Origin of the sequence: Paenibacillus sp. FSL R7-0163 (assembly GCF_037969975.1) — a bacterium.
Classification (GTDB): domain Bacteria; phylum Bacillota; class Bacilli; order Paenibacillales; family Paenibacillaceae; genus Paenibacillus_AQ; species Paenibacillus_AQ odorifer.
The window spans coordinates 2,962,753-2,987,314 of the sequence record NZ_CP150224.1; the positions used below are offsets into that span (position 1 = coordinate 2,962,753).

General features: G+C 40.8%; 24 protein-coding genes. 4 read left to right on the top strand and 20 right to left on the bottom strand.

Features of this window, described 5'->3' with window-relative positions:
• Positions 1-88: 88 nt before the first annotated feature.
• The 4 genes from NST45_RS13015 to NST45_RS13030 form a co-directional block, all read right to left on the bottom strand.
• Entirely contained in the window at positions 89-1,216 is a 1,128-nt protein-coding gene (locus NST45_RS13015) for a phosphodiester glycosidase family protein (protein ID WP_036678103.1), read from the bottom strand.
• Positions 1,217-1,390: 174 nt separating this feature from the next.
• On the bottom strand, positions 1,391-2,932 hold the full coding sequence (locus NST45_RS13020) for a TPM domain-containing protein (protein ID WP_051491005.1): 1,542 nt from the start codon (positions 2,930-2,932) through the stop codon (positions 1,391-1,393).
• A 608-nt stretch (positions 2,933-3,540) separates the two neighbouring features.
• Complete coding sequence (cysK, locus tag NST45_RS13025; RefSeq protein ID WP_038570807.1) at positions 3,541-4,473, bottom strand: cysteine synthase A; 933 nt, start codon at positions 4,471-4,473, stop codon at positions 3,541-3,543.
• 111 nt (positions 4,474-4,584) lie between these two features.
• Positions 4,585-5,607 carry a LacI family DNA-binding transcriptional regulator gene (locus tag NST45_RS13030; RefSeq protein WP_036678110.1) on the bottom strand — a complete coding sequence of 341 codons (1,023 nt, stop codon included), beginning with the start codon at positions 5,605-5,607 and terminating at the stop codon, positions 4,585-4,587.
• A gap of 315 nt (positions 5,608-5,922) precedes the next feature.
• Here NST45_RS13030 and NST45_RS13035 point away from each other — a divergent pair, with 315 nt between their 5' ends.
• A complete protein-coding gene (locus tag NST45_RS13035; protein ID WP_036678113.1) occupies positions 5,923-6,975 on the top strand; it encodes a 2,3-butanediol dehydrogenase in 1,053 nt (350 codons plus the stop codon).
• Between the two features lie 687 nt (positions 6,976-7,662).
• On the opposite strand, the gene NST45_RS13040 is transcribed toward NST45_RS13035, so the two are convergent.
• A complete protein-coding gene (locus NST45_RS13040; RefSeq protein ID WP_036678116.1) occupies positions 7,663-8,259 on the bottom strand; it encodes a GNAT family N-acetyltransferase in 597 nt (198 codons plus the stop codon).
• Complete coding sequence (locus NST45_RS13045; RefSeq protein WP_036678119.1) at positions 8,256-8,936, bottom strand: HAD family hydrolase; 681 nt, start codon at positions 8,934-8,936, stop codon at positions 8,256-8,258. Before NST45_RS13045 ends, NST45_RS13040 begins: the two co-directional genes overlap by 4 nt.
• A 129-nt stretch (positions 8,937-9,065) precedes the next feature.
• Here NST45_RS13045 and NST45_RS13050 point away from each other — a divergent pair, with 129 nt between their 5' ends.
• Entirely contained in the window at positions 9,066-9,560 is a 495-nt protein-coding gene (locus NST45_RS13050; protein WP_038570801.1) for a DUF6803 family protein, read from the top strand.
• A gap of 78 nt (positions 9,561-9,638) precedes the next feature.
• On the opposite strand, the gene NST45_RS13055 is transcribed toward NST45_RS13050, so the two are convergent.
• On the bottom strand, positions 9,639-11,087 hold the full coding sequence (locus NST45_RS13055) for an MDR family MFS transporter (RefSeq protein ID WP_038570799.1): 1,449 nt from the start codon (positions 11,085-11,087) through the stop codon (positions 9,639-9,641).
• 153 nt (positions 11,088-11,240) lie between these two features.
• On the opposite strand from NST45_RS13055, the gene NST45_RS13060 reads away from it, so the two are divergent.
• Positions 11,241-11,789 carry a PadR family transcriptional regulator gene (locus NST45_RS13060; protein WP_076141670.1) on the top strand — a complete coding sequence of 183 codons (549 nt, stop codon included), beginning with the start codon at positions 11,241-11,243 and terminating at the stop codon, positions 11,787-11,789.
• 60 nt (positions 11,790-11,849) lie between these two features.
• Here the strand turns inward: NST45_RS13060 and NST45_RS13065 are convergent, their stop codons facing one another.
• The 4 genes from NST45_RS13065 to msrA form a co-directional block, all read right to left on the bottom strand.
• A complete protein-coding gene (locus NST45_RS13065) occupies positions 11,850-13,247 on the bottom strand; it encodes a HAMP domain-containing sensor histidine kinase (protein WP_036678128.1) in 1,398 nt (465 codons plus the stop codon).
• A complete protein-coding gene (locus NST45_RS13070) occupies positions 13,244-13,951 on the bottom strand; it encodes a response regulator transcription factor (protein ID WP_170914243.1) in 708 nt (235 codons plus the stop codon). The genes NST45_RS13065 and NST45_RS13070 overlap by 4 nt, the downstream gene beginning before the upstream one ends.
• 97 nt (positions 13,952-14,048) lie before the next feature.
• Positions 14,049-15,239 carry an ArsR family transcriptional regulator gene (locus NST45_RS13075; RefSeq protein ID WP_076099310.1) on the bottom strand — a complete coding sequence of 397 codons (1,191 nt, stop codon included), beginning with the start codon at positions 15,237-15,239 and terminating at the stop codon, positions 14,049-14,051.
• A 167-nt stretch (positions 15,240-15,406) separates the two neighbouring features.
• Entirely contained in the window at positions 15,407-15,919 is a 513-nt protein-coding gene (gene msrA, locus NST45_RS13080; RefSeq protein ID WP_036678131.1) for a peptide-methionine (S)-S-oxide reductase MsrA, read from the bottom strand.
• A gap of 161 nt (positions 15,920-16,080) precedes the next feature.
• On the opposite strand from msrA, the gene NST45_RS13085 reads away from it, so the two are divergent.
• Positions 16,081-16,989: an aldo/keto reductase gene (locus tag NST45_RS13085; protein WP_036678134.1), complete on the top strand. Its 909-nt coding sequence runs from the start codon at positions 16,081-16,083 to the stop codon at positions 16,987-16,989.
• A 334-nt stretch (positions 16,990-17,323) separates the two neighbouring features.
• Here NST45_RS13085 and NST45_RS13090 read toward each other — a convergent pair whose 3' ends face one another.
• The 9 genes from NST45_RS13090 to NST45_RS13130 all read right to left on the bottom strand — a co-directional run bounded on the left by NST45_RS13090 (position 17,324) and on the right by NST45_RS13130 (position 24,425).
• Complete coding sequence (locus NST45_RS13090; protein WP_036678136.1) at positions 17,324-18,016, bottom strand: class I SAM-dependent methyltransferase; 693 nt, start codon at positions 18,014-18,016, stop codon at positions 17,324-17,326.
• 108 nt (positions 18,017-18,124) lie between these two features.
• A complete protein-coding gene (locus tag NST45_RS13095) occupies positions 18,125-18,523 on the bottom strand; it encodes an Rrf2 family transcriptional regulator (protein WP_036678138.1) in 399 nt (132 codons plus the stop codon).
• Between the two features lie 104 nt (positions 18,524-18,627).
• The gene (locus NST45_RS13100; protein WP_249267729.1) at positions 18,628-19,713 is read right to left on the bottom strand and encodes a CHAP domain-containing protein; all 1,086 of its coding nucleotides are present in this window, start codon (positions 19,711-19,713) and stop codon (positions 18,628-18,630) included.
• Positions 19,714-19,789: 76 nt separating this feature from the next.
• Positions 19,790-20,479 carry a hypothetical protein gene (locus NST45_RS13105; protein ID WP_036678141.1) on the bottom strand — a complete coding sequence of 230 codons (690 nt, stop codon included), beginning with the start codon at positions 20,477-20,479 and terminating at the stop codon, positions 19,790-19,792.
• Position 20,480: 1 nt separating this feature from the next.
• Positions 20,481-21,869 (bottom strand): serine hydrolase, encoded by a 1,389-nt coding sequence (locus tag NST45_RS13110; protein ID WP_170914244.1) that lies wholly within the window; start codon positions 21,867-21,869, stop codon positions 20,481-20,483.
• A 34-nt stretch (positions 21,870-21,903) separates the two neighbouring features.
• Complete coding sequence (locus NST45_RS13115; protein ID WP_076141672.1) at positions 21,904-22,788, bottom strand: GNAT family N-acetyltransferase; 885 nt, start codon at positions 22,786-22,788, stop codon at positions 21,904-21,906.
• A gap of 48 nt (positions 22,789-22,836) precedes the next feature.
• On the bottom strand, positions 22,837-23,073 hold the full coding sequence (locus NST45_RS13120) for a DUF3977 family protein (RefSeq protein ID WP_076141673.1): 237 nt from the start codon (positions 23,071-23,073) through the stop codon (positions 22,837-22,839).
• 29 nt (positions 23,074-23,102) lie between these two features.
• A complete protein-coding gene (locus tag NST45_RS13125; protein WP_036678147.1) occupies positions 23,103-23,618 on the bottom strand; it encodes a GNAT family N-acetyltransferase in 516 nt (171 codons plus the stop codon).
• Positions 23,619-23,768: 150 nt separating this feature from the next.
• Positions 23,769-24,425: a CatB-related O-acetyltransferase gene (locus NST45_RS13130; RefSeq protein ID WP_076141674.1), complete on the bottom strand. Its 657-nt coding sequence runs from the start codon at positions 24,423-24,425 to the stop codon at positions 23,769-23,771.
• Positions 24,426-24,562 lie beyond the last annotated feature (137 nt).

Consider the following 24,562-nt stretch of genomic DNA (forward strand, 5'->3'; position numbering starts at 1 on the left):
TGCATTCTGTTTCATACTAGCTGATATCGTAGCATAAATACATCTCTCATTCCAAGATAATCCTTTTCAGGTGCCCAATAACGCGTACTTATTGTGTTCTCTTTTTCCCAGCATCAATCTTGGCAGGATCTAGTCCTTTCCAAATATTTGGCATATCAACCTGTTCTGGATGCTCAAAAACTAAAAAGGCTGTAGGCAAATACCGCTCACCATATTGGGATGAAGGTTTATTCATAATCTCATTGTCTTTTACAAGTACCGTAGAAGATCCACCATCAAGATTAGCCGCTATCACGGCTCCATGCTTAAGCAAAATTTGCTGCACATCATAGAGATTTGCTCCAATACTATAAGTAGGCTGTCGACCGTCAATTACCACAAAAATAATAGCGCCATCTGCCCGCTGACCCATTGCTGTTCTAGGTGCAATCCCCCAACCTTCCGCTGCATTCTTAATCAATCCTTTGCCATTGACGATTAGCCGCGGGCTAAAAGTAACTGCCTCCTGAACCCCCATTTTACTAATCTCATCTAGTGTATAATTCCCGGCAACCATTTTTCCTTGTTTATCAAGACCAACAATCTGTGTAGATTTTTTACCGCCTAGACCGTTGTAATATAATTTACCTTGAGAGACTACAATTCCTATAGGTTTAAAACCGTTACCTTTCCAGTTCGGATCAGCGAACCCACCACCGTTAACTCCGGCGACAGCGCCTGTACGCTTCACCATACTGGTTACTTTTTCACCTGAACCAATCTTATTAGGTATTCCTAGCCGGACTTTGGTTGGATCATTAACAATCATTACATATCCGGTATAACCACTGCCTGAGACATTCTCAATCTCGACAAGTGGCTTCTCTACCACCTCAGGTTCGGGAGCGATCGTATGTGTATCTATTTCGTCCCCCATCTCTTCAAAACGGGCGGTATACTCGGTTACCCGGTCCTTCAGTTGATCTTCACCTATAATATATTTAGCCATATAGCGATGTTGTGTTGTAATTAGCGTATCTGCGATCGTATAACGTAAGTTCTGAGCCGAGGGTGCAAAATAAAGCCATCCACCAGCAGCGATCATTAAGAATAAGCAGAATAAAAAAACTTTGGATAAGGTGCGAAAAAAACTCCGTTTCTTACGCTTTTTTATTGGTTTCTTAACAGGTTTCTTATTGCGTGCATTGGAACGTTGAGGTAATGATGAAGTGCTCACTTCTAAGTATTCCTCCCTAAATATTACTAATTTGATAATATGTACAACTCGTCCTTATCATAGACGATGATTTTCGTTAAAAGTTTCTATTTGAGTAATAGTCATCATTTCAAAAACAAAAAAGAGCAGGTTTCCAAAGTTTTGGCTACCTGCTCACATATAGCTAATCAAATTCTAATGTCTTCCTACTCCACCTCCGCCGCTAGCGCTACCGCCGCCACCTGATGAGCCACCACCGCCGGAATAACCTCCTCCACCGGAAGAGCCACTATCATTGTTAGATCTGCTGCTGCTTGAAGAGCTGGAAGAATGTCTTCCTGCTCCGCCACCACTGCTGGAACCTCCACCACCATGGTTCTCGTTGCTTGAGGAATACCTTCCTGCACCGCCACCGTTAGTAGAGCCTCCGCCACCACTGTTTCCCCAGAAGCTTGACTGTGAGTTATTGGATGGTGTATTTCTATGATGATTATGATGGTGATGATAATAACGTCTGTGCCATCGTCTGCCATAACCGTAATCCGCTTGACCATGCCAAGGACCATAACGGCGTATATTCCTTTGACTATATGGATTAAATGGCAAACCATACATTTCTATATATCTATTGCGTCGTGAAGCAGTAAATCCAAATAAGATGAGCGAACCAAAAATCGCTGAGAAAATTAGAAAAGCCTTGCTTTTACTAACCGCCTCACCTCCACTTGTAGCTGTAGTAGAGGAAGTACCAGAATTCGTTGTAGTTCCAGGATTAACATTGTTTCCGTTGTTTCCAGTGACTCCTTGCGGATGATCCGCTCTCGCTAACAAGAAACTGTAGAACGAATTAACTGTCGTTGTAGCTCCCGTTCCGTAATCTTTTTTCACAAATTGGGGTTCAAGCACGGTATTTAAAATATTACTAATAGCCTCATTGGTTAAAATCTTGTCGATATCCTTGCCTTGTAGAACATGATAGTTGTCTCCGCCTATGTCCAATACAAGCATAACATCCTTAGGACCAGCACCTACCGAAGCAAACTTCATATAGGTATAGTCCTGCAATGTTTTATCTCCAGCATTTTTTACGGTAACCACATAAATTCCACTTCCGGTTGTTGTTTTATATCTGTTGCTGGAATCGTTCAGATAGTCTTTAGTTACTTTTTTGAGCACACCCGCATTATCGGATACGTAATTTTTGGTGCCAACATTTTCTGCCCAAGTACCGCCCATAGCTTGAATAAAAGCTCCATACGTCTTCCTAGCACCATTACTGTATGTTTTAGCTGCGAAATCCGGCTCAAGATATTGTGAAAGAATCTCTTTAATCTTACTGTTAGGCAATGATTCCTCTATACCTTTACCTTGTACCGCCCAATAATCATCATCTTTTATAGAAAGGAGCAGCAGCAGACCGTTATTTTTATCCGCAGCCCCCACACCCCAGCTATTGAAAAGCGATTTTGCATACTCTTCCATCGAAACCCCTTCAGTAGAGTCGACAGTTACAAGCACAACTTGAGCTCCAGTAGCCTGATGTAATCGAATACCGTAGTTCACCATGTAATTCTCTGCTTTCTCGTCAATCACATTCGCAAAATCATTCACATAAAATGAACCCGTATGCTTAGGTACAGCAGTTTTGGCTAAACTTACAGCCGGCAAAAGCAATACACTTAACAATAAGGCAGCAAGTGTGGTACGTAGCAGTATTTTTAGAGTTCTCGTGTTCATATGTACCTCCTGATCTATCATTATCTCTCTTATTTATCGGTTACGCGCGGTTAGCGGAATAGTTCCATTTTATTCTAAACTGGAAATTACACAACAGGAAAAAACGATTAGAATTTGTGAGGCGGGTGATTTAAGGCGTGCGAGTCGCTTTAGGGGCAATCATCGTGTTGTGTTGATGGATCAAACTCAAGAACATTGGAGTTTTGGAATCCTCCTACTGGATAACATACTTTTCGCTGATGGATCGGACTCAGGAGACGTTATTTTGTTCATTTGCGGGTTTGTGGCAGTCTATCGGACTCAGTTGCAGCTATTTACTTAAAACCACACCACTTATCCATAAATGTTGGCCAATAAGTGCTATACAGTCCGATAACGCAGCAAAATGAGCTTAAAAGGCGAAATAGCTGCAATACGGTCCGTAACACACTGAACTTCCTTGGCTACTATGCAAAATTGGAGTTTTGGATTCCTCTTAAACTTCTTAGTTACTTGAGTACCCGTTATCTTGAGATACCCAGCCAATACTCCAACAACAAAAAGACTCAGCATATTGCTGAGCCTCATGAATTTAAAGCCAATTAGTTGGATCTCGAGCTCATGTTCCGTTAAAAATCAAACAGAGTAGTTGTTAAGTAACGCTCACCGGTATCCGGCAGAATTACCACGATGGTCTTGTCTTTATTCTCAGGACGCTTAGCGATTTGTGTAGCTGCGTAAACAGCTGCTCCGGAGGAGATACCCACCAGCAAACCCTCTGTTCTCGCAAGTGCACGTGATACGCTATAGGCATCATCATTTTTCACCTGAAAAATCTCATCCACTACCTCATTATCGTAATTCTCCGGAATAAAGTTAGCTCCAATGCCCTGAATCCCATGTCCCTTAGGACGGCCTCCTGATAAAACAGGGGAGTCAAACGGCTCGATAGCAACGATTTGGACTGCGGGGTTCTTTTCTTTCAACGCTTTTCCAACACCCGAGATAGTGCCTCCAGAACCAACACCTGCTATAAAAATATCTACATCTCCATCGGTATCCCGCCAAATTTCCTCAGCTGTAGTCGTTCTGTGTATTTCCGGGTTCGCAGGATTGCTGAATTGTTGGGGAATAAATGAATTTGGAATTTCCGCAGCTAATTGTTCTGCCTTTCTTACAGCTCCGCTCATCCCTTCAGTTCCCGGTGTTAACACAAGCTCAGCACCTAGTGCCAGCATTAATTTACGGCGTTCAATACTAAATGTATCTGGTAGGACGATGATCAGTGAATACCCCAAGCTAGCAGCTGCAAAAGCAAGTCCAATCCCAGTGTTTCCACTGGTAGGCTCAATAATGACAGAATCTTTATTGATGAGACCTCTCTCTTCCGCATCTTTGATCAATGCATACCCAATACGATCCTTAACACTACCTGCAGGATTAAAGGATTCCAGCTTGGCAAGAACCCTTGCTTCTACGTTTTGGGTTTTACTATACTTTGAAATCTCTAATAACGGTGTATTTCCGATCAGATCGGTTAAGCTCTTGTAAATATTAGCCATAATGATCCGCACCTCATTTCTTAATTTCCAATCAAATTACTCTGTATTAAGTCTAGCAGGATTTAAAGGATTTACAACCTATTGATTCTTATTAGTCGCAAATTAAGGCCGTTAATTCGTACTACGTCTAACCGAAACACTCGACTCTCGCACGATTAATCGTGGATCAAGCTGCACCCTTTGATACTCCCCGGTAATATTATCCTGAATACGTTGTAAAAGAAGCTGTGTGGCTAAACGCGCCACTTCATTCCCCATGATGGAAACCGAACTAATCTGAGGCGTTGTAATAGTTGTCCATGAGTTATTATCCACCCCAACCACCGCCACATCTTCCGGAACACGAACGCCTAATTCTTTAAAACGATTTACAATACCTATCGCCACCATGTCATTCACTGCATAAATAGCGTCTGGCATATGTGTCAGGCTGTAGAAATAATCAGCAGCTTGTAACCCCGTTTGCAAGGAAAAGTCTTCGCCAAAATAAACAAGCGAAATATCCACTTGTTTTAAAGCTTGCTGATAGGCAAGATAACGATCTTCAATAAGATCTTTTTGAGCTCCTGCATATGCAATTCTAGTTCGACCGATATTGATTAAATGCTCCATCACTAATTGACCTTCAAAACGTGACAAGCTGACGATGTCTGCTTTCACATTTTCTGTGATTCTTTTCCCGTAGTTAATGATGGAGACCGGAACACTCGATTTATTAATTAACTCTACCATGGTCTTTGGATAAGCAAGAGGCATGATAATGAGTCCATCTACATGTAATTTTTTGACCTCACGAATCGTTTCGAGCTCAGTGCGCGGGTTGCCAGAAGTATTAATTTGAATTACCCGATAGCTATGTTGTTTAGCGGCTTGCTCTACGGACCAGGCGATATCCGGAATAATTGCGTTGCGGATGTCAGGAACGGCCAGAGCAATTTGCTTCGTTTGGCGGATTTTGAGGCTTTGCGCAGAGGTGTTCGGAGTGAAACCCATCTCCTCAATCACTTGAAGTACCAGCGCCTTGGTCTTGGAACTAATTCCCTCTGAATTATTAATGGCTCTTGAGACAGTAGCAATACCTACCCCCGCCCGTTTCGCTACATCCTCTATGGTTACTTTGTTTTTATTAGCCACTCTGATAGTCCCCTTATTTCCGGAATCGTTTTCGTATTTATCTTTATTCCGCTCATCTAAAGTCAAAATTTCAATGTATAGATTATAACATAATAGTACATAGAAGAATACTTATCTCAGCTGCTAATGCGAACCTAAAGTCTTGATATACCTCTGTTTTAGTGAAATATTTCACTAATTTTCGATATTAATATTTTCATTATTTAAATTTGACAATATGAAAATTATGTGACATATTTGTTCTCGGAAACGTTTCCTCTTTTCCAGAAATAAAACACTATTTATTATCAATTATTAATCTAGGAGATGAATGATATGCAAGCATTAAGATGGCATAACGTCAAAGATCTACGGTTAGAAACGATTGAAGAACCAGCAGCCCTTGAAGGAAAAGTGAAAATCAAAATCGAATGGTGCGGAATTTGTGGCAGCGATCTTCACGAATATGTAGCCGGCCCTATTTTCATCCCCCAAGGTACTGATCATCCCCTTACTGGTGAAAAAGCTCCAGTCGTAATGGGACATGAATTTTCTGGACAAATCGTAGAAGTAGGTAAAGGCGTTAGCAAGTTTAATGTTGGTGATCGCGTCGTCGTTGAACCTGTTTTTGCATGTGGTGAATGTGTGGCTTGTCGACAAGGTAAATATAATCTTTGTGAAAAAATGGGCTTCCTAGGTTTGGCTGGTGGTGGCGGTGGATTCTCAGAATACGTCGCAGCAGACCAACATATGGTGCACAAAATTCCAGACAGCTTATCCTATGAACAAGGTGCTCTCGTGGAACCTTCTGCCGTTGCTCTACACGCTGTTCGTTCCAGTCAACTAAAGGTTGGAGATAAAGCTGTAGTATTCGGTGCTGGCCCAATCGGTTTGCTGGTCATTGAAGCTTTGAAAGCATCCGGTGCAGCGGAAATCTATGTTGTAGAACTTTCTGAAGAACGTAAGAGTAAAGCTGAAGAACTCGGTGGTATTGTAATCGATCCTAAACAATATGATGTGGTCGAAGAAATTCAAAAACGTACCGATGGTGGCGTAGATGTTGCTTTTGAAGTCACTGGCGTCCCTCCCGTTCTAACCCAAGCCATTAATTCCACTAAATTGAGTGGACAAATCATGATCGTTAGTATTTTCGAAAAAGATGCTACGATTACTCCAAACAATATCGTACTTAAAGAACGCAACTTAACTGGTATCATCGGATACCGTGATGTTTTTCCAGCTGTAATTAGCTTGATGGAACAAGGGTACTTCCCTGCTGAGAAGCTTGTTACTAAGAGAATTAAACTGAATGAAGTGATTGATCACGGGTTTGAGGCACTTTTGAAAGAAAAAAATCAAGTAAAAATCCTTGTAAGTCCTAAACAATAACCATAAGCAGCCTATTGGCTGAATCATAAAAGAAGGCGCTGCCCCTAGCAGCTCTTTCTAGAATTTGTAGCGGTCTCTGTTATTAAAAAAACAACCAGGCAGCGATACTCCGGGAAATGGAGTATCGCTGCCTGGTGTTTTTGATCTGTGGCGGGGCTTAAGCAAATTTATGGGCAAATCCTTATATACTCTGATTTAACCCGCTTAAACATCCGCTGATCCACCAAAGTATAATTGTCCACACACTATGCTGGAGCTGCCAAGTCTGATGCTCTTGAGGGATCCTTTCGGACCGTCCGTAGCTTCCGGTATCCCCTCTTAGTATACTTCTAGCACCTAATTTAAAGGATTTGAATGAGATAATGGGGAGTGATATAGGGTGAATGTGAAATAACTGCATTCTGTGCACTTATTCCGGATGAAAAAGCAACTATACTTGTTTTAATTGTATTCTGTACAATTAAAAACCTAAAAATCTACCTATACGGAAGTAAATGAGGAAAATAGATGTACTAAATACAGTTATATCTATGACCCAACCAATTAAGGAATTATAGTTGTACAAAATACAATTAAACGCTCTGCTTCAACTAATTGCTTCCATCGCCACTCTGATTCATCTATTCTAGATGAAGTGTAGCACCCTATGGAACAGCCCCTAGCCCGTTTGTTTGCTACTATCTATACTTATGCGTATTTATCATTTATCAAATAATGCAGATTTTCTTTTACAGCAGGCCATTCGGTATCCAATATGCTAAAGACCACATTATCATGAATCGATCCGTCAGACTTGATTCTATGCTTGCGCAGAACTCCTTCTTTAACCGCCCCAATTCGTTCTACTGCTCTTTGTGACCTCAAGTTGTTCGCGACCACTGTAAATTCTACACGGATCAGCTTAAGTTCTTCAAAACAATAGTGTAGCAGCAGCGACTTGCCCTCTGTGTTCACACTAGTTCTCCAATAATCAGGCGAGATCCAGGTACATCCGATTTCCGCATTGCGATGAACCAAATCCGGATGCATAATCCTTGTGGTTCCGATAATTCGCTCCGTTGCTTTATCAATGATAGTAAAGGTAATTTGTGAACCGTTTTTTTGATTTGCTAAAGCTGTTGAGATTAATCCTTGCACCTGCTCGTCCGACGTTATTTTTCGCCAGGTAAATTCCCAGATGTCTGGATTTCTTAACACTCTCGCCAATCCTTCTGCATGACTTTCATCTATTGGAACCAGCTTAATTGTTTTCCCGTCAAGTAGTTCAGTATTCATAACACTCATTTGGTGCACCGTTCTCTCAATGAAATATGCTGAATGATATCTGCAATTTCTTCCACACGAAAGGCGATATGGTCTGCTCCGGCTTGTTCAAGCTCTTCCTTGGGACCATAACCAAAAGTCACTCCAATAGATTCGACACCACAGCCAATAGCACCGATCATATCATGCTTACGATCTCCTATCATTACCGCTTCCTCTGGATGTATGTCATTCTCATCAAGCACGTACTGAATAACCTCTTGCTTCTTAGAACGGGTACCGTCCAGATTACTTCCTCCGATATGTTTGAAATAATGATCGAGCTTATAATGCTCAAGAATCTGTGCTGCAAAAACAGTCGGTTTGGAGGTTGCTACATACAATGAGTATCCATTCGTCTTAAGTCCCTCCAGCAATTGGGGTATACCTTCAATCACCATATTCTCAAATAATCCCGTGGCACTGTAACGCTCCCGGTAAAAAGCAACCGCTTGAAGCGCTTGTTCCTCAGTGAAATGGTGCAGCTCGATAAATGAATCATATAACGGAGGACCTATGTAAGGAAGAAGCTCATCCAAATGTTCGATCTGTATATCAAATTTGTTCAAAGCGTATTCTACGCTTTTGGTAATGCCTTCTTTGGGGTCTGTTAAAGTACCATCTAAATCAAATAAAATGTTTTGTAATCCTCTTCCCACGGTTGTCTTGCTCCCCTCGACTGTTATTATTGCATATATTTATCATACCTTCGTTTCCACATACTTTCCACATACTTCTCGAATACGATAAGTAACCGAAGCTATTACATATTATCGGAGGAGTATCTTATGAACATGACGCATTACATGTCTTTGCTAGCGGACAACCAGCCTTGGAACTTGATTATATTCATGGCAATCCCCGTGATTTTTGCTGAGACGATTACCATTACAGAGTTTATTATTTTATTCACCAAGAACCTAAAAGGCCCACTACGATCCTTCAACAAAGTCTGCAGCATACTCGCAGGGTTATATTTCACAGGGGTATTCCTTTACTTGTTCCCAACTGCGTTTATTCCTTTGTCTGTGAATGGGGAATGGCACACATGGGTTGATATCGTAGCCGTGGGCTTCTATTTAAGCGGAGTACTCTTCTTATTGCCACTGGCTTTGTTAGATCTTGATCTGATTGCCCGTAAACGATCGGAAGAGCACAAGATGAAGCTGCATTTTCTGCTAATTAGTGGCTTCTTGGTCGTGGCGCATATAGCGATGATATTTGGGATGATTAATCCGGAAATTGTGGGCAGTATGGGTGGAATGGGCGATATGATGCATTAAAGTTTATTAACATAACGTAATCTAAGTCAAAAAGCAGATCAAGGATAAAACCTTGATCTGCTTTTTTTCTCGTACCGGTTATCCCGCGCTTTGTACAGTTACCACAGTACGCTTCTTGCGTAATAAAAACATCAGCGGAAATCCAAACAACACGATAATGGAACCTACCACAAAAACATCATTCACACCCATCGTGAACGATAGTAAACGTATCGAATCTGTATTACTTGCACCGGAGCTGATCAACTCTTTAGAGTGGAGTAAAGATCTACTCGACAACAGGGAAGTGAATACTGCAATCCCAAGTGAGCTTAACACATTGCGGACCCAGTTGTTGATCGACGTAGCATGCCCAGACCATTCGACGGGAATTTCCTCCATTGAGGCTGTACTGCTTGGAACATTGGCTAGTCCAATGCCGAGATTACGAACGACCATCGCCCACATAATAAAGCTATAAGATATGTTCGTTTGCAGCCGACTAAGCATGAATAAACCGATGAATATAAATAAAATACCCGCAGAAATCAACTTCACAGGTCCGAACTTTGGATACAGCTTACCTACGATTGGACTCAGCAAGGCAAGGAGGATCGAGGACGGCAATAAAATCAGCCCTGTTTTAAGCGTTGTAGCCCCTTCTACCGTTTGTAAGAACAAAGGGGTTAAATAGGTTCCGGCATACATCGCAATCGTAACCAAACTATAGATACTAAGCATGGCGGTAAAACGGCGATTACGGAATACACGCAAATTCAGCAGAGGCACCTCCGCCTTCAGCTCGCGCAAAACAAACAAAATTAACAACACAACCCCCAAAAGGATTAACGATAAAGTTTTCCATGAAGTCCATCCCCAGCTGTTGCCTTGGCTAAATGCGGTTAATAACGATAAACTACCGAGGACAACGGTGAGGAAACCAGGAATATCAAATGACTTCGGAATATTCATTCGATAATATGGGATTAACGTTAGGGTTAGAATAACAGCTATAATTCCAATAGGAATGTTAATTAAGAATAACCAATGCCAGCTGGCATATTGGAGCAGCCAACCGCTAAACGTCGGACCTATGGCTGGCGCGACCATCGCGGATAGCGACCAGAGGCTTACAGCAAACGGTCTGCGTTCTCCCGGTATTACTTGAAATATGATGGTCATCGTACAAGCCATAATGAGACCGCTACACGAACCCTGAAGCATCCGAAATACAATTAATGATGTTGGATCCCATGCCAAAGCACAAAGCAAAGAGAACATGGTGAATCCCATCAAGGCGAAAAGATAAAGCCTTTTGTAGCTGAATCTTCCTCCGAGATATCCGGCGAGTGGTGCGGTTACTCCTGTCGCCAGCATAAAACCGGTGACCATCCATTGCATGGTGTTCAGACTCGTATTGAAATGATCCATTAAAAGAGGAACAGCAATGTTGATCGTCGTTGTACTTAAGACAGAGACGAAATTTCCGAAGAATATGGCAATCATGATCGGCCAAAAATGTATTTTGCTTGCTTGATTTTCTTCCATGCTTCCCCTCCTCATTATTTTTTATATGTCTACTTTTACATATATAAGGTGACTCGAATAATGTTATAATCGTATGATCAATATGTCAATGATGACATATCCCCGAAAAATTCAATGAAAACGGATTTATAATAACTGGAGGGCTTTATAGTAATGAATACACTGTCTTATGGACTTCTAGCTTTACTTAGCGCTAACTCATTGTCTGGATATGAATTAACTCAGAATATCAAGCCGCTCTGGCGTGCTGGACATAGTCAAATCTACCCTCTATTAATGAGCATGGAGCAACAAGGTTATATCACCTTTAAGCTCATTGAACAGACCGACAAACCGGATAAAAAAGAATACTCCATTACGGAAGCAGGACTGGAGCAATTGCGGCAATGGGTGGAAACTACTGCAGAGCCTCCGGTGCTACGGGATGAACTGCATTTTAAGCTGTATAGCTTATGGCTATCCAACCCCGCAGAAGCCAAGGACCTATTACTAAAACGTGCAGAGTTTTGTAAGAGTGAGTTGGAGCGATACAAGGTTTTGCTCAAAGCAAACGAAGTCTTGCGTGATGAACGCGGTGAGACTCGTGAGTTAAAAGCCACAACTTTTGGACGTTATTTACTGATCCGCAAACGTGTGCTTGATATGGAGAGCTCTATACAATTTTGCGAATGGGCACTTGAAGAGCTTGAGTCGAATCAATAACATTATAAACAAGCAAAAAAGAGACCTCATTTTGTATCTGAAGTCTCTTTTTACTTACATTTATTCGGATTTAGATAGATTCAATAGTTGCACCTCGCAACGAGTACCCGCTCCAGGCTGACTTATCATTCGAATCTTGCCTCCATGCAATTCCACCAGCTTTTTAACAATGGAAAGTCCCAGACCTGAACCGCCGTATTGTCTTGAACGTGATTTCTCTACCCGGTAGAAACGCTCGAAGATATAGGGAAGCTCTTCCTCAGGAATACCTATTCCTGTATCTTCAACTATTAGAGTTGCAGCATCCGCTGCAAATTCCATATGAACAATAATCTCACCTTCATCCGTATAACGAATTGCATTTTCCAGAAGGTTCATAATAATCTGTTCCATACGTTTTTGATCTCCACGGATCATATACGCATCTCCGCTAAGCTGAAGCTTCAGCAGTAACCCCTTCTCCTTTGCTTTCAGTTCAACTCTGCGCACGGCTTGTTCCGCTAGCTGACTGAGATCGATCCACTCTTGGGTAAGAGTAACCTTTCCTTCCTCCATCTTTGCCAGTTCAAATAAATCATCCACAAGATGCTGGAGCCGATGTGCTTCCTGATGAATGATATCCAAGTATAGATCTCTTTCCCCTTCGGTCTCGTAAAGTCCATCTTTTATTACCTTGGTATACCCCTCCAAATATGTAATGGGCGTTCTCAGCTCATGTGAGATATTTGCCAGAAATTCCTGACGTGTATCCCTGTATCGTTGCAGATCGACAGCCAGATCATTTATAGCCTCTGCCAAAAAACCAATCTCATCGTTGCTACGTATAGAAAGTCTCGTTTCCAGCTCGCCAGCCGCGATTTTCCGGGTTGCCTTTTGCATCTTGATCAGAGGTCTGGACAAAATCATGGCGATCACACCAGTGATCCCTATAGCCAATATAAAAGCCCCTATTCCTGCAATCAGCAGCAGATTCCGGATGGAAGCCAAAGATTGCTTCATACTCTCTGTAGAGGACATTACATAAAGTGCAGACTGAGTTGTATCCCCCTCCATTATTGGTTTTCCAATGATAAAATAAGAATGTCCAGCAGGATCTTTATACTCAAAATCAACACTTTTCCCAGCGAAAATCCGGCTAACATCCGAAGCTTGGATGAATGAACGATCCGAACGATCATGTACACCCGAGTGGAGTATCACATTGCCATCCTTCGAGATATTAAAGATACTGACATCCGAAAATTCTGCAAAGGTACTCATCATCTGCTCATTTGAACTATCCTGCGATTCCGCCATTCCGATAAAATGTGAGGTGAGTTCCTCCGTCTCTTTTTGCATCTCGTTGTAATAGAAGCTTGTAAACATCCGGTCTATAGTAATTCCAAGGACAAGCAAAACAACTAAAAAAACAGACATTATAATATAACCAAGCTTAAGTCCGATGATGTTATTTTTCATACCAGATTACCTGGAACGTGAAATTTATAACCTAACCCCCACACTGTTTGAACCGGATTATAGGAGAGGCCTGCCTTATGCAATTTCTCACGGATATTCTTAATATGGGTGTCGATAACACGATTCTCCCCCTCATAATTATTCCCCCATAATCGTTCCACCAGTTCTTCTCTCGTAAAAACCCGGGTAGTGTTTTGCGCCAAAGTAGCCAGTAAATCAAACTCCTTGAGAGTGAATTCAATGGATGTATCCTGAATATGTACCTCCCTAGCTTCTGGGTATATTTTAAAATCAGGGTATGTGAGCACCTTATCCTGAGGTTGGTGGGCAAATGTAAGTGTTGAACGCCGCAGCAGAGAATAAATCCTAGCCACTAATTCTTCCGGCTCACACGGTTTAGTAAGATAATCATCTGCTCCTATACCGAGACCACGTACCTTATCCTTGGTTTCAGAACGTGCGGTTAGCATTAGAATTGGGATAGAGCTTGTCTCCCTCACCAGCTTGCAGACCTGCCAGCCATCCATATCCGGCATCATCACATCCAGCAAGATTAGGTCAAAGCTGTGTTGTTTCAACAGTTGGAGTGCCTCATGACCCGTTGACGCCTCTTTTGTAGACATCCCTTCTTTACTTAAATAAATCCGCAATAAATTCCGCATGTTCCATTCATCATCTACGATCAGTATCTGTAGCTTATTCAAGCCGTTCACCCTCTTTATGACCTAGTTCTTCTCATTATACAAAAAAATACAGAACAAGCCGACATCATCCCTAAATGATGCCAGCCTGTGATTATGGTTAGTGGCCGGAATGCGGATTGCCTCCTGCAGTAGGTGAGATTTCTAGCATATCATCAATTTCACTTTGTGCTCGCTCATTTATTGCAAGGTTATCTCCAGTTATCCAAGCATGATTGTAAGGACCTTCCGCTGGTGAATCTTGAAATTTAGGTTGAAGCTCCATCATATACTCCATTACTGAATCTGGCAGCCCGTCTTTTTCTGTAAAAATAAGCGGCGCATGTTTCCCCAAATGGGAAAAAGGCGCAGCGGTGATAGCGAGCATCGTTGAATCCGTGGTTAACAAAGACAGGTTATGACCGGGTGTAGTGATTCCCCAGCCGAATCCGTTATTGGCATCCTTAAAACTTGCAAAAGCTATAGCGTTCTTAAAAACATCTTGTCCAGCTATACGGGTAACTGTTCCGTATTCTTTTAATTGCTTTTCTACATCTGCTGAGACAATGTCTTCTGGTCCTAGTATGTAAATGGTTGCGCTACCTCCACGTTCTTTTAAAGCCTCGTCCGTTGAGTTAGGAATTTCGTCTTTGGTTACATAGAGTAGAGGTTCCGGCATATGTGCGATCCAATTCACTGCTGGCAGCGTGTACTCAGGATTATCCATAGAACCAATAATGACCGACTTTGGAAGTTCGCCGGCTGCTTTAGCGTAATAAGTATCTATAGCCTGAGCTACAGCCGCTGGCTCATCCCCTTCTATCCGGTCTACTTTTAAATCAATGGCCTTTAATTGTTGTTCTACATTAGATGCCATAGGCCCAACAAGCACTACCTGAACCCCATTATTGCCATCAGCACCTATTGGATTCAGTCGCTTAAGTTCTGCGAGGGTAACCTCAGGAACCCCATCTTTTGTGGTATACAGGACGGGGCCGTTACTGGGATGATGAATCAAATCTGCACTAACTGCGGCAATCTGCCAATTACTCACATCCGTCAAAACTACACTTGAGGGTCTATTATTCTTTGTTTGCGCAGTCCATAAAGTCTGAGAAACTAACACTGCGGCTTGAATCGGATCTGAAGTGTTAATGCGAGTAGTATTCTTCGTAGCTATCCAAGGTGGCTCCACCGTTGCAGAACTAGCATGCGAATTAACCTTAGATGGAACATTATTGCCTGATTGGCAGCTTGTTATCACTGTACTCAAAAGCAAACTAACGGCAACAAATGGTATGATTTTTTTCATCCTAAACCCTCCTGTGTGATGTTCTCGCTTGATTTAGAGTAGTTTAGTCTACAAATGTGTGGAAAGTATGTAGAATTTAAAATAAATAAAATTTGTATATAATGCAAAAAGAGCATCCCGTAAGCCATGAATGACTCAGGATGCTCTGGGTCTAGATTTTTCAATGCTTACCAGTGTTTTGCGATAAAAGTATCCCGACCGGATTGCTCCCGATCTTCTTTGTAGTGCTTAGGATTCTTATGATGATAATCCTGATGATACTCTTCTGCACGATAAAAAGTTGGCGCCGGAAGAATTTCCGTAACGACTGGACCGGAGAATCTGCCGCTGCCCGCAACCTGTTCCTTCGAGGCAAGAGCCGCTAACCGCTGTTCTTCATTATAATAGAAGATAGCTGTCCGGTACTGAGTCCCTCGATCCTGGAATTGTCCACCATCATCGGTAGGGTCAATCTGAGGCCAATATAATTCAAGCAGCTTCTCGTATGAAAAAAGCGCTGGATCAAACGTAATCTGCACAACCTCGTAATGCCCCGTTGTTCCGGTTTTGACTTCTTCGTAGGTTGGATTCTCAGTTAACCCTCCCGCATATCCCGATACAATTCCATGAATGCCTGGTAATTCCTCAAACGGTGTCACCATGCACCAAAAACATCCGCCTGCAAACATCGCTTGTTCCATATGATCAAATCTCTCCCTATCTATCTTCATCTAATAAATAATATATGCTATGACGATAAAGCCAAAAGATCATAAAGTCAATGGAAGTCAGCAGCACCATTAGAATTCAAATCTCCAAAACGTTATAATATAACAACAACAGAAGTAGAAAGGAATGCGCTATGAGAAAAAATCGTTTAGGACAATCCGATTTGTATGTAAGTGAAATAGGACTTGGCTGTATGTCTTTGGGTACGGATGAGGCGAAAGCCATTTCCATTGTTCATGAAGCACTCGATCAAGGAATCAATTTTGTTGATACAGCAGATCTTTATGATGAGGGCCGTAATGAAGAGATTATTGGCAAAGCCATTCGTCAACGTCGTCAGGATGTAATCCTAACAACAAAAGTTGGCAACCGCAGAATTCCCGGTCAAGAAGGCTGGAGCTGGGACCCTTCAAAAGCCTATATTAAAAATGCAGTCAAAGATAGTCTCAAACGGCTGCAAACGGATTACATCGATCTATACCAGCTGCATGGCGGCACTATTGAAGATCCAATTGACGAAACGATTGAAGCTTTTGAAGAACTTAAGCAAGAGGGTCTTATCCGCTATTATGGGATCTCTTCTATTCGTCCTAATGTAATTAGAGAATATGTGAAAAAATCAAATATTGTAAGTATTATGAGCCAATATAGCATTTTAGATCGACGTCCTGAGGAAGAAATCCTTCCTCTGCTAGCTAAGCATGGAATTAGCATGATCGCACGCGGACCTTTAGCAGGGGGCATTCTATCAGAGCGTGGCCGCAGCAAGGCGGAAAAGAATTACTTAGATTACAGTAGTGAGGAACTTCTGAATTTACATGATCAACTTTCGCAGGAAACTAGTGACTCGCGCAATCTTGCGCAAACAGCGCTGCATTATCCACTAGCTAATCCATCTGTAGCCGTTATTATTCCTGGGGCAAGCAGTCTGGAGCAATTAAAAAGCAATGTAATGGCTGCTGATGTAGCTCCACTCACTTCGGAGGAACTTGCAGACATTCAGCAGATGAGCAAAGCAAATCGTTACAAGCTTCATGTATAGATTAGTCACTTTCGTTAAAAACAATGGGGTGTCCATAGCCATACAATGGCTGTTGGGCACCCTTACTTTTTGAATCTAACTGATCGCTGATCTAATCCTTAAACTTGGTTTGATTAGATATTATTCACACGAACGAAGCCGCTATAGGACACAGTTGACCTTATGCGCTACTTTTTACTATATTAAGGGTGCTCGCGGACTCCATAGCCGCTATGAGCTTGATAATCACCATATATCATCCTCTATTTAAGGAATAGCAGCACTGGAGTCCGAAATCATGCTCCAAAGGCTAAATATATGCAAATAACGTCATCTGAGTCCGAAAGTATTCAAGTCACCCCGCGTGACACATCCAGCCTGCCATAATTCCAGTAGAATAAAATCGAGTGATTCTCGTGAAGCCTGATTCTTTCAATAACTCTTCAATTTGTTTTTCAGGAAGAAAAGATATTTTCGTAATATTGCTACTTACATTATCAAACGCTTCGGGAGATTCATACCCTGCAACCCAAAAGCTTTTCCATACATTTATTCTGTCGTGGAGTTCAGGATCATCCAAATCTCCATATGCACTTACGAGAACAAATGGAGCACCCGGTTTCAGATTATCCTTTATGGAGCGAAGCAATTTCAATTTTTCTTGAACATCATGAATGAAGTGAAGGACCAAAATACAACTTGCCACATCGAACTTTGAGTCCTGCTGAGGAAGATCATCGATTGTCCCAGGAATCAGACTGACACGGCTCTCTAAGCCCAGTTCATCTATCTTTAACTTCGCGATCTTAAGCATATCTTCCGAAGGATCCACTCCAGTAAATGTCCAGTTTGGGTTAGATGGACCCCATGCCGAAAATTCATTTCCTCCCCCCGCACCGACCACGAGCAAAGATACAGGGATGTCACCTAATTCGAAGCGAAAATAAGATTGGATCATCGAAAATAATGAATCATAAGAGGGAATCGAAATACGAGTTGTTTTTTCATAGGTCGCCCTCTTGGCATTTAATTTTTGCTCATCAGTCATTGTAATCATCCTCCATTGTTTTAAACTTCACATTTTAGTATCAAAACCCACATTAAAGTTATTACGGATTTATATTATCTCTAATAAGCCCGAAAAAAGAACGGATCTTTACTCCGTCTTCATCGTTTTTGCCAAATCTGCAATTTTCGTGTTCTCTAAGTACTGCTCCATCTGTCGCTCAGCGTCAATCACAACCTGTTGAATCAGACATTCACTTCCGTGATCTAGACTGCATTCAAAAAAGGAAGCAGTTCCTTCAATCGCATGGATAATATCCAGAAAAGAAATTTCCTCCGACTTGCGTCTGAGACGATACCCACCATTAGCGCCAGGCGCAGATTGAATTAATCCAGCCTTCACTAGCTTAGTCATCATTTTGGACAGATAGGTTTGGGAAACACCCAGCTTCTCAGCAAGCAATTGAACACCCACCGGCTTATCAGACGCTACCGTCACCATATAGAGCATTGCATGAAGTGCATAATCTGTCGCTTGGGAATATTTCATTCAGCACCTCCATTAACGACTTTAGAAATCTATGATAACTCTAACATTTTTAAAAGGCAAGTATATAATTCCTACACTCGCCCATTAAGCAATCTTCTTCATCCTCAACTAATTGGAGTATACTCTCCATTAAACTCAAATTCATAGTCATTAGCGATACGGATATAGCCATATACGCAATGCCAGCGATCTCTGTAGAAAACACTGGAATAATTCTGATTATCCCTATTTCCTTCAGCAACTAAGATCTCTTTGTCATCGCATGCTAAAACAATACCTGTATGATCGTGAGGGTCATTAGTTAGCAATTTTTCATAAATCACAATATCACCACGTTGAGGAGTAAACCCCTCTTGCCCGTCAAAATAAAAAAATGCGGTCTCAGGTAGTTGCGCCCACTCTAACCATGCCCCTACGCCAGCTAATCGAAAATCAGCATTCGGATATCGAATCGGCAGCAGAAAGCCAGCTTGCATACAGCAGTAATATACAAATGCTGCGCACCAATTGTTTTGTAATACTTTATAAATCCCTTGGTCAGGCCAATATTTACAGATTTCTCGATATCGTTCGTTTCCTGGTATTCCAACAATGTTTTCTTTTCCAAATGCTTCAGCAATATTAGCCAACTTGCCTCGTTTATCCGTAGGCTGGTGAACTTCAGCCCCGCTACTGTAATCTATCTCTTCCAAAAAATCCTCTGGAATCGTCATTTCACGAAGTACATTCCGAAGCCTATTCGTGTCCTGTTGTGTTACATTACAGTCCCTATTCTGCAAATGTAATTGTAGAACTTGAGCATCCTTTAGAATCTCTTCATAGTGACCCTTAACTTTATTCCTATCCCCTTGATGGAAGATCGCCTTTAGAATTTGAGTCAGCTCTTCATTGGTGAACATATTCAAGTCTCTTAATAAAGGCCTTACGGTATCTGCACTGTTGGGACCTGGAAAATCCTTGACTCCGGTTTTGAAGAAATAATAATTATGAAGCAGTCCTATAATGGCTGCCAATTCCTGATTTTGTTCTCTTTTCATGGCAAGCAATGAAGCGAAGCTAGACACTCCGTACAGGTGAACACACGCTTCCTGTTTCCGTTGTTCGCTACCTAAAGACATGATCATTTCTTGAACCAGCACACGCACACTATCGAGGCGCTGGTTCACTTTTGTTATCAGTCGTTGAGTCACTGGAAACCTTCCCCCTCCGTTACTGCTCAGCTGTAATAATACCAAAGCTAAAACTGACATAAATTTTTTTATCAATTCAGTCCCTAAAGACTACCTTTTTCTGTCCATCCTTGACGAATTCCACACCAAAATAATCGGTATTACCGTTCGCCCCGAATTCAGCGATCCGAGCATCAGGCTTACTCTCAAAGTGAATGTTATGTTTAATATTAGATCTTGGTAACAATGTAATCTCTTGCGGCTGAACCTCTGCGAATGACCAAATCCCTTGAGAATTACCATACTCTCGAAAGATTGGACGAATCATAACGGTTTCATTTTGCCCGCCATAGTTGATTAGCCTGATTGTACATTGAACCTTCACTATATCCTCTTGAGTACCGTACATACAGTGCGAATCTTTTTCCAGAAAATCCACAACTTCAATTCCTTCATTGTTCATATTCACAAGATAATACAATCGTTCTGTTAGAAATGGATATAACGTAATGAAAATGATGATAGCAAGCAAAACGGTTCTGCCTACATATTTTTTATAACGCTGTCTAAAGTGCTTTATAGTTAAACTCCCACTGACGATTAACATAATAATCCCGAATATCGCTGAGTAATGTAAACCATGGTTTGTCGCAGGCTCGCTCCAAGGCGGAATTCCAATGGTTCTGAAGAGGTAATCCCCAAACATAGTCCCCTGATGTGTGATTCCCACAAAAACTAAAGAAAACAGCAAAAATAAAACAGCCATCCATCCTTTACCCTTGATCATTTCATCCCTCCCAACCAATAACAGTTATGTCTTCTCTATCCTCCAAGGAAAGATTCCTATGCATATGCAATTCAATTTTTTTACCGCTAAAACTTAAGGTGTAATCAACTACGTAAGGGGTTTCAATGTAATATACCGTGAGGATTAATTTAGAATCAGCATATTGCCAGCTTGCAGATGTACAAACTTCCTGCTCACTAAGGGATAAGTCTTTAATAAATAAACATTTTGCATAGGCAGGCTTTAAAAAATTGAAGTTAAATTCATCTAAATGATCGTCGTAAAGTAAAGAAAAACTAAGGTGATCTTCTTCAAACTTCAGTGTTAATTCTTTGATTTTATGCTTATTATCTTCAAAGATATAAATTCCACTGTACGATCTATAATCTACTTTAACTATCCTGTCTACTAAGGAGGTAAATGTAGGAGGTTTAATAATGTTAGATACAACCGTTGGCCAATCAAGGTTCAGTAAATTTGCATATATGATATCTAAAAAATCCTGTAACTTCTTCATCTCGGTAAAACTTGAAGTTGCAGCAATCACAATCTCTCGACTCGGATCAATGAAGCACAATTGACCAAAAGCTCCATTCCCCATCTTACATCCATTCCTGCACATAAAGAACTGATAACCATATCCGTTTGACCAATCAGCCTTATTTTGTCCCCAACGATTATCGCTTTGTTCATTTAGCGCCAGCTTTAAATAATCTTCAGAAACAATTCTACAGCTATTGTAAACTCCTTGATTGAGGAGCATCTGGCCAAATTTCGCAATTCCATCTGTTGGTATGCTTAGTCCCATTCCACCAGCAACAATTCCTAACGGGCAAGTCTCCCAATCCGGTCTTTCTATGTCCAATGGAGTAAATAATCTTGGCATTAGAAAATCAACAAGATTCTCTCCAGTCGTCTTTTCGATAATAGCCGAAACCATATAAGTGGCGTGTGTATTGTAATTGTAATAACTTCCCGGTTCATCTTCTACGTCCAAAGCTAAAAAGGCACGAACCCAATCATTTTGCTTGGCTATCGCACCATATATATTATTGTTATGCCCCGTATTCATGGAAAGAAGATGATGTATCGTCATCTTATCTAAATTAGGTGAAATTGAGCTAGGAAGCTGATCTGGGAAAAAAGAAACCACTTTATCCGTTAATTCAAAATAACCGTTATCCCATGCTATGCCTGCTGCAATAGATGTAAAGCTCTTACTCAGAGAAAATAAAATTTGGGGAACGTTTTTGCGATACGGTTGACGATAAAACTCGGTAATAACTTCTCCCTTTCGCAATAGCATAAAAGTATTAACCGGTAAATTAGATCGTTCAAGTTCTTCATAAAACTTAGACAGCGCTTGAGTCAAAATCTCTGGCTGATCCATATAAACCTCGCTTGTCATTATATTTTTGAGTTTTTTAATAATTCTCAGGTGGAGCGCTAAGTCTCGTGTCAGGTCTAAAATACTTGATATAGTTGTGGTATATTTCCGTTTCTTTAAACCCAAGGCTCTCATATAAGGCTTTCGCAAAATTCCCCTTCACTACTTCAAGTATGACCTTATCTTCACCTCTACTAATGATTTCATTAATAAGAAATTTCACAAAAGATCTTCCATAACCTCGTGATTGATGTTCTATCGAAATAGCAACCATACTTATTTTATTTCCTGCTATCTTGCCTACTGCTACTATCGTTTCATCAACTATCATTACAAACATATTATCTTTATTCTCCGCATACTGTTCCCGTTCCCATTCCACAGGTTTATAAAAAAACGAGGGATACATTCCTACACGTTGACGCATATGATAAAAAGCTAATTCGCAAACTCTGTCCCATTCAAAGTAATCCTTTTCCTCATAATTTCTAACCAGGATATTCTCTGAAGGAAAGGGAGCGCCTGTTCGTTCCATATTATAGATGGCAAAGTATACGCGATAATTATTTTTTTCCAAAACGCTGATTAATTGAGCATTGTTAGAAAGAACATTGAATACTGTATGCTCTACTGTTTCATTATGTATAAGCATGTTTTCATATTCTTCTATAAGCTTGGAGCCGACTTCCATTGTGTCATACTCATTATTAACAAACAGGATTGCTTGTGGTTTTCTTCCAAACCCGTTAAATGAAAGAAAGCCTATGGATGTATCATTCATAATGGCAACCACAATGTTCTCTCTGTTGCTTTCTTCATTTTGATAAAAACTCTTTAATAAATCCTTATTGTGAAGTAACATATGTTCAATTTGCGCCTTATCTCTTTGCGGACTATATTTTTGTATTAAAAATGAGTTCATCTTGCTCCTCCATTTGTTCATTTAGACGGCAACCTTGTCATACTTAACCTAAAGACTTGTTATACCAAAAATAATCTTCAACGTTTTACGACTCTTCTTACTTATTTTCAAGCCTTGTCTTAAGTCTAGAATGATTACGGTTTTGCCAATCCAAACTCTAAAATATAACGAGCGGAACTTTACCGGTTTCACTATGCCTTTTTCTTCATATTCCGTTCCATCCTCTAACTCCGTTTCAGTTCTAATAAGCCATGTATTGCCAAGACCAAATTCGATATACTTCAGAATCTATCTCCCCCATACAAGAGCTGCTTTTATTGCTCAATAGTTTTTATTAGATAAAGGCAGAGATCATCGTCCACACAAACATGTGCCCCAGGCTCAACAGGCTTATTATCGTACATGATTCCCCGCCCATCAGGGATAAAACCACGCTTTATATACATCCGTTGTGCGGTTCCATAGTCAGCGTATAATCCAAATCCAATACCAATAGTATTAGATATAGTAAAAGCATCTTTTTCAAGAGCTTCAATTAATACACTTCCTACCCCACGTTTCCTAAATGGCGGGATGACGTCAAAGTTTTGAATTTCAGGTATATTATTCTCTGCAAAATAAGGATATTCCGACCTGTATACCACATGTCCCCATCCAACAAACTCATTTTCACAAAAAGCTAAAATTGTAACTCGCTTTTCATTTTGATTTTCTTGCCAACAACGCTGGACATAATCAAGAGGTTGGCTTACGTCATGCTCAGATAACCCCGTATGTATAATAGCAATATCGTTTTGTGTCATTCGACGGATTTGTAAAGGTAAGGCCATAATATAATTTCCTCCTAACTTATTAAATGAGTCCATTCCTATATTAACATACTAATTAGGATTAATCTGGTAAAAAACAATTATTGTTAAACTACCCTGTCAGATAAAAGAACAGGCTGCAGAATATACCGGCAGCCTGTTCTGATTTTGTTATTTTTTTATTTCTTTAAGGTAAAAGTCATATAATTGATCAATAGATGAACTTGAAAAGATAGACGTGGTTTGTTCAATTTTCTCACGTTTCCAATCGAACCAGCACATTTCCTTTAACTTTTCGATTTCTTGATCTGTAAACCGTTGCTTGATCACTTTAGCAGGATTGCCGCCTACTATCGTATACGGTGGGACATCCTTTACAACAACTGATCCTGCCGCAACAATAGCACCTTCGCCTATTTTCACACCGGGCATAATCATTGCATTCATCCCAATCCAGGCATCACTTGCAATGATTGTATCCCCTTTGGATTCGTAAGAGTTTGCAATCTGATCTACAAAAGGATACACGGTGATCCATTCAGGATGATGATTGTGATTCCCACCCATGAGAATAATTACACCACTAGCAATACAAACATAATTTCCTATAATCAATTTATCTAAATGCCAACCATAATCTTCACTGGGATTAAACAACTTTCTTGATTGTTCATCACCCCAAAGGTATCTAACACACCCATCTTCAAAATCAAGATTATCGTAATAACCAGAATAGTAAGAGTACTCTCCTACCTCAATCATTGGGTTGGTGACAATATCCTTTAAATACTTAATTTCAGACCAGTGGCTGAACTGATGTTGTTTCATTTTCTTTCCCTCGCTTCTAAGTAATGTAATTCATTTATACTTAGAAGCTTGATGCAGTAGCGACATTCTTAAACCTTTTCAAACGACGAACCATCGTCCTCATCCTTTTCCTAATTGATGCCGTCATTGTAACAAAC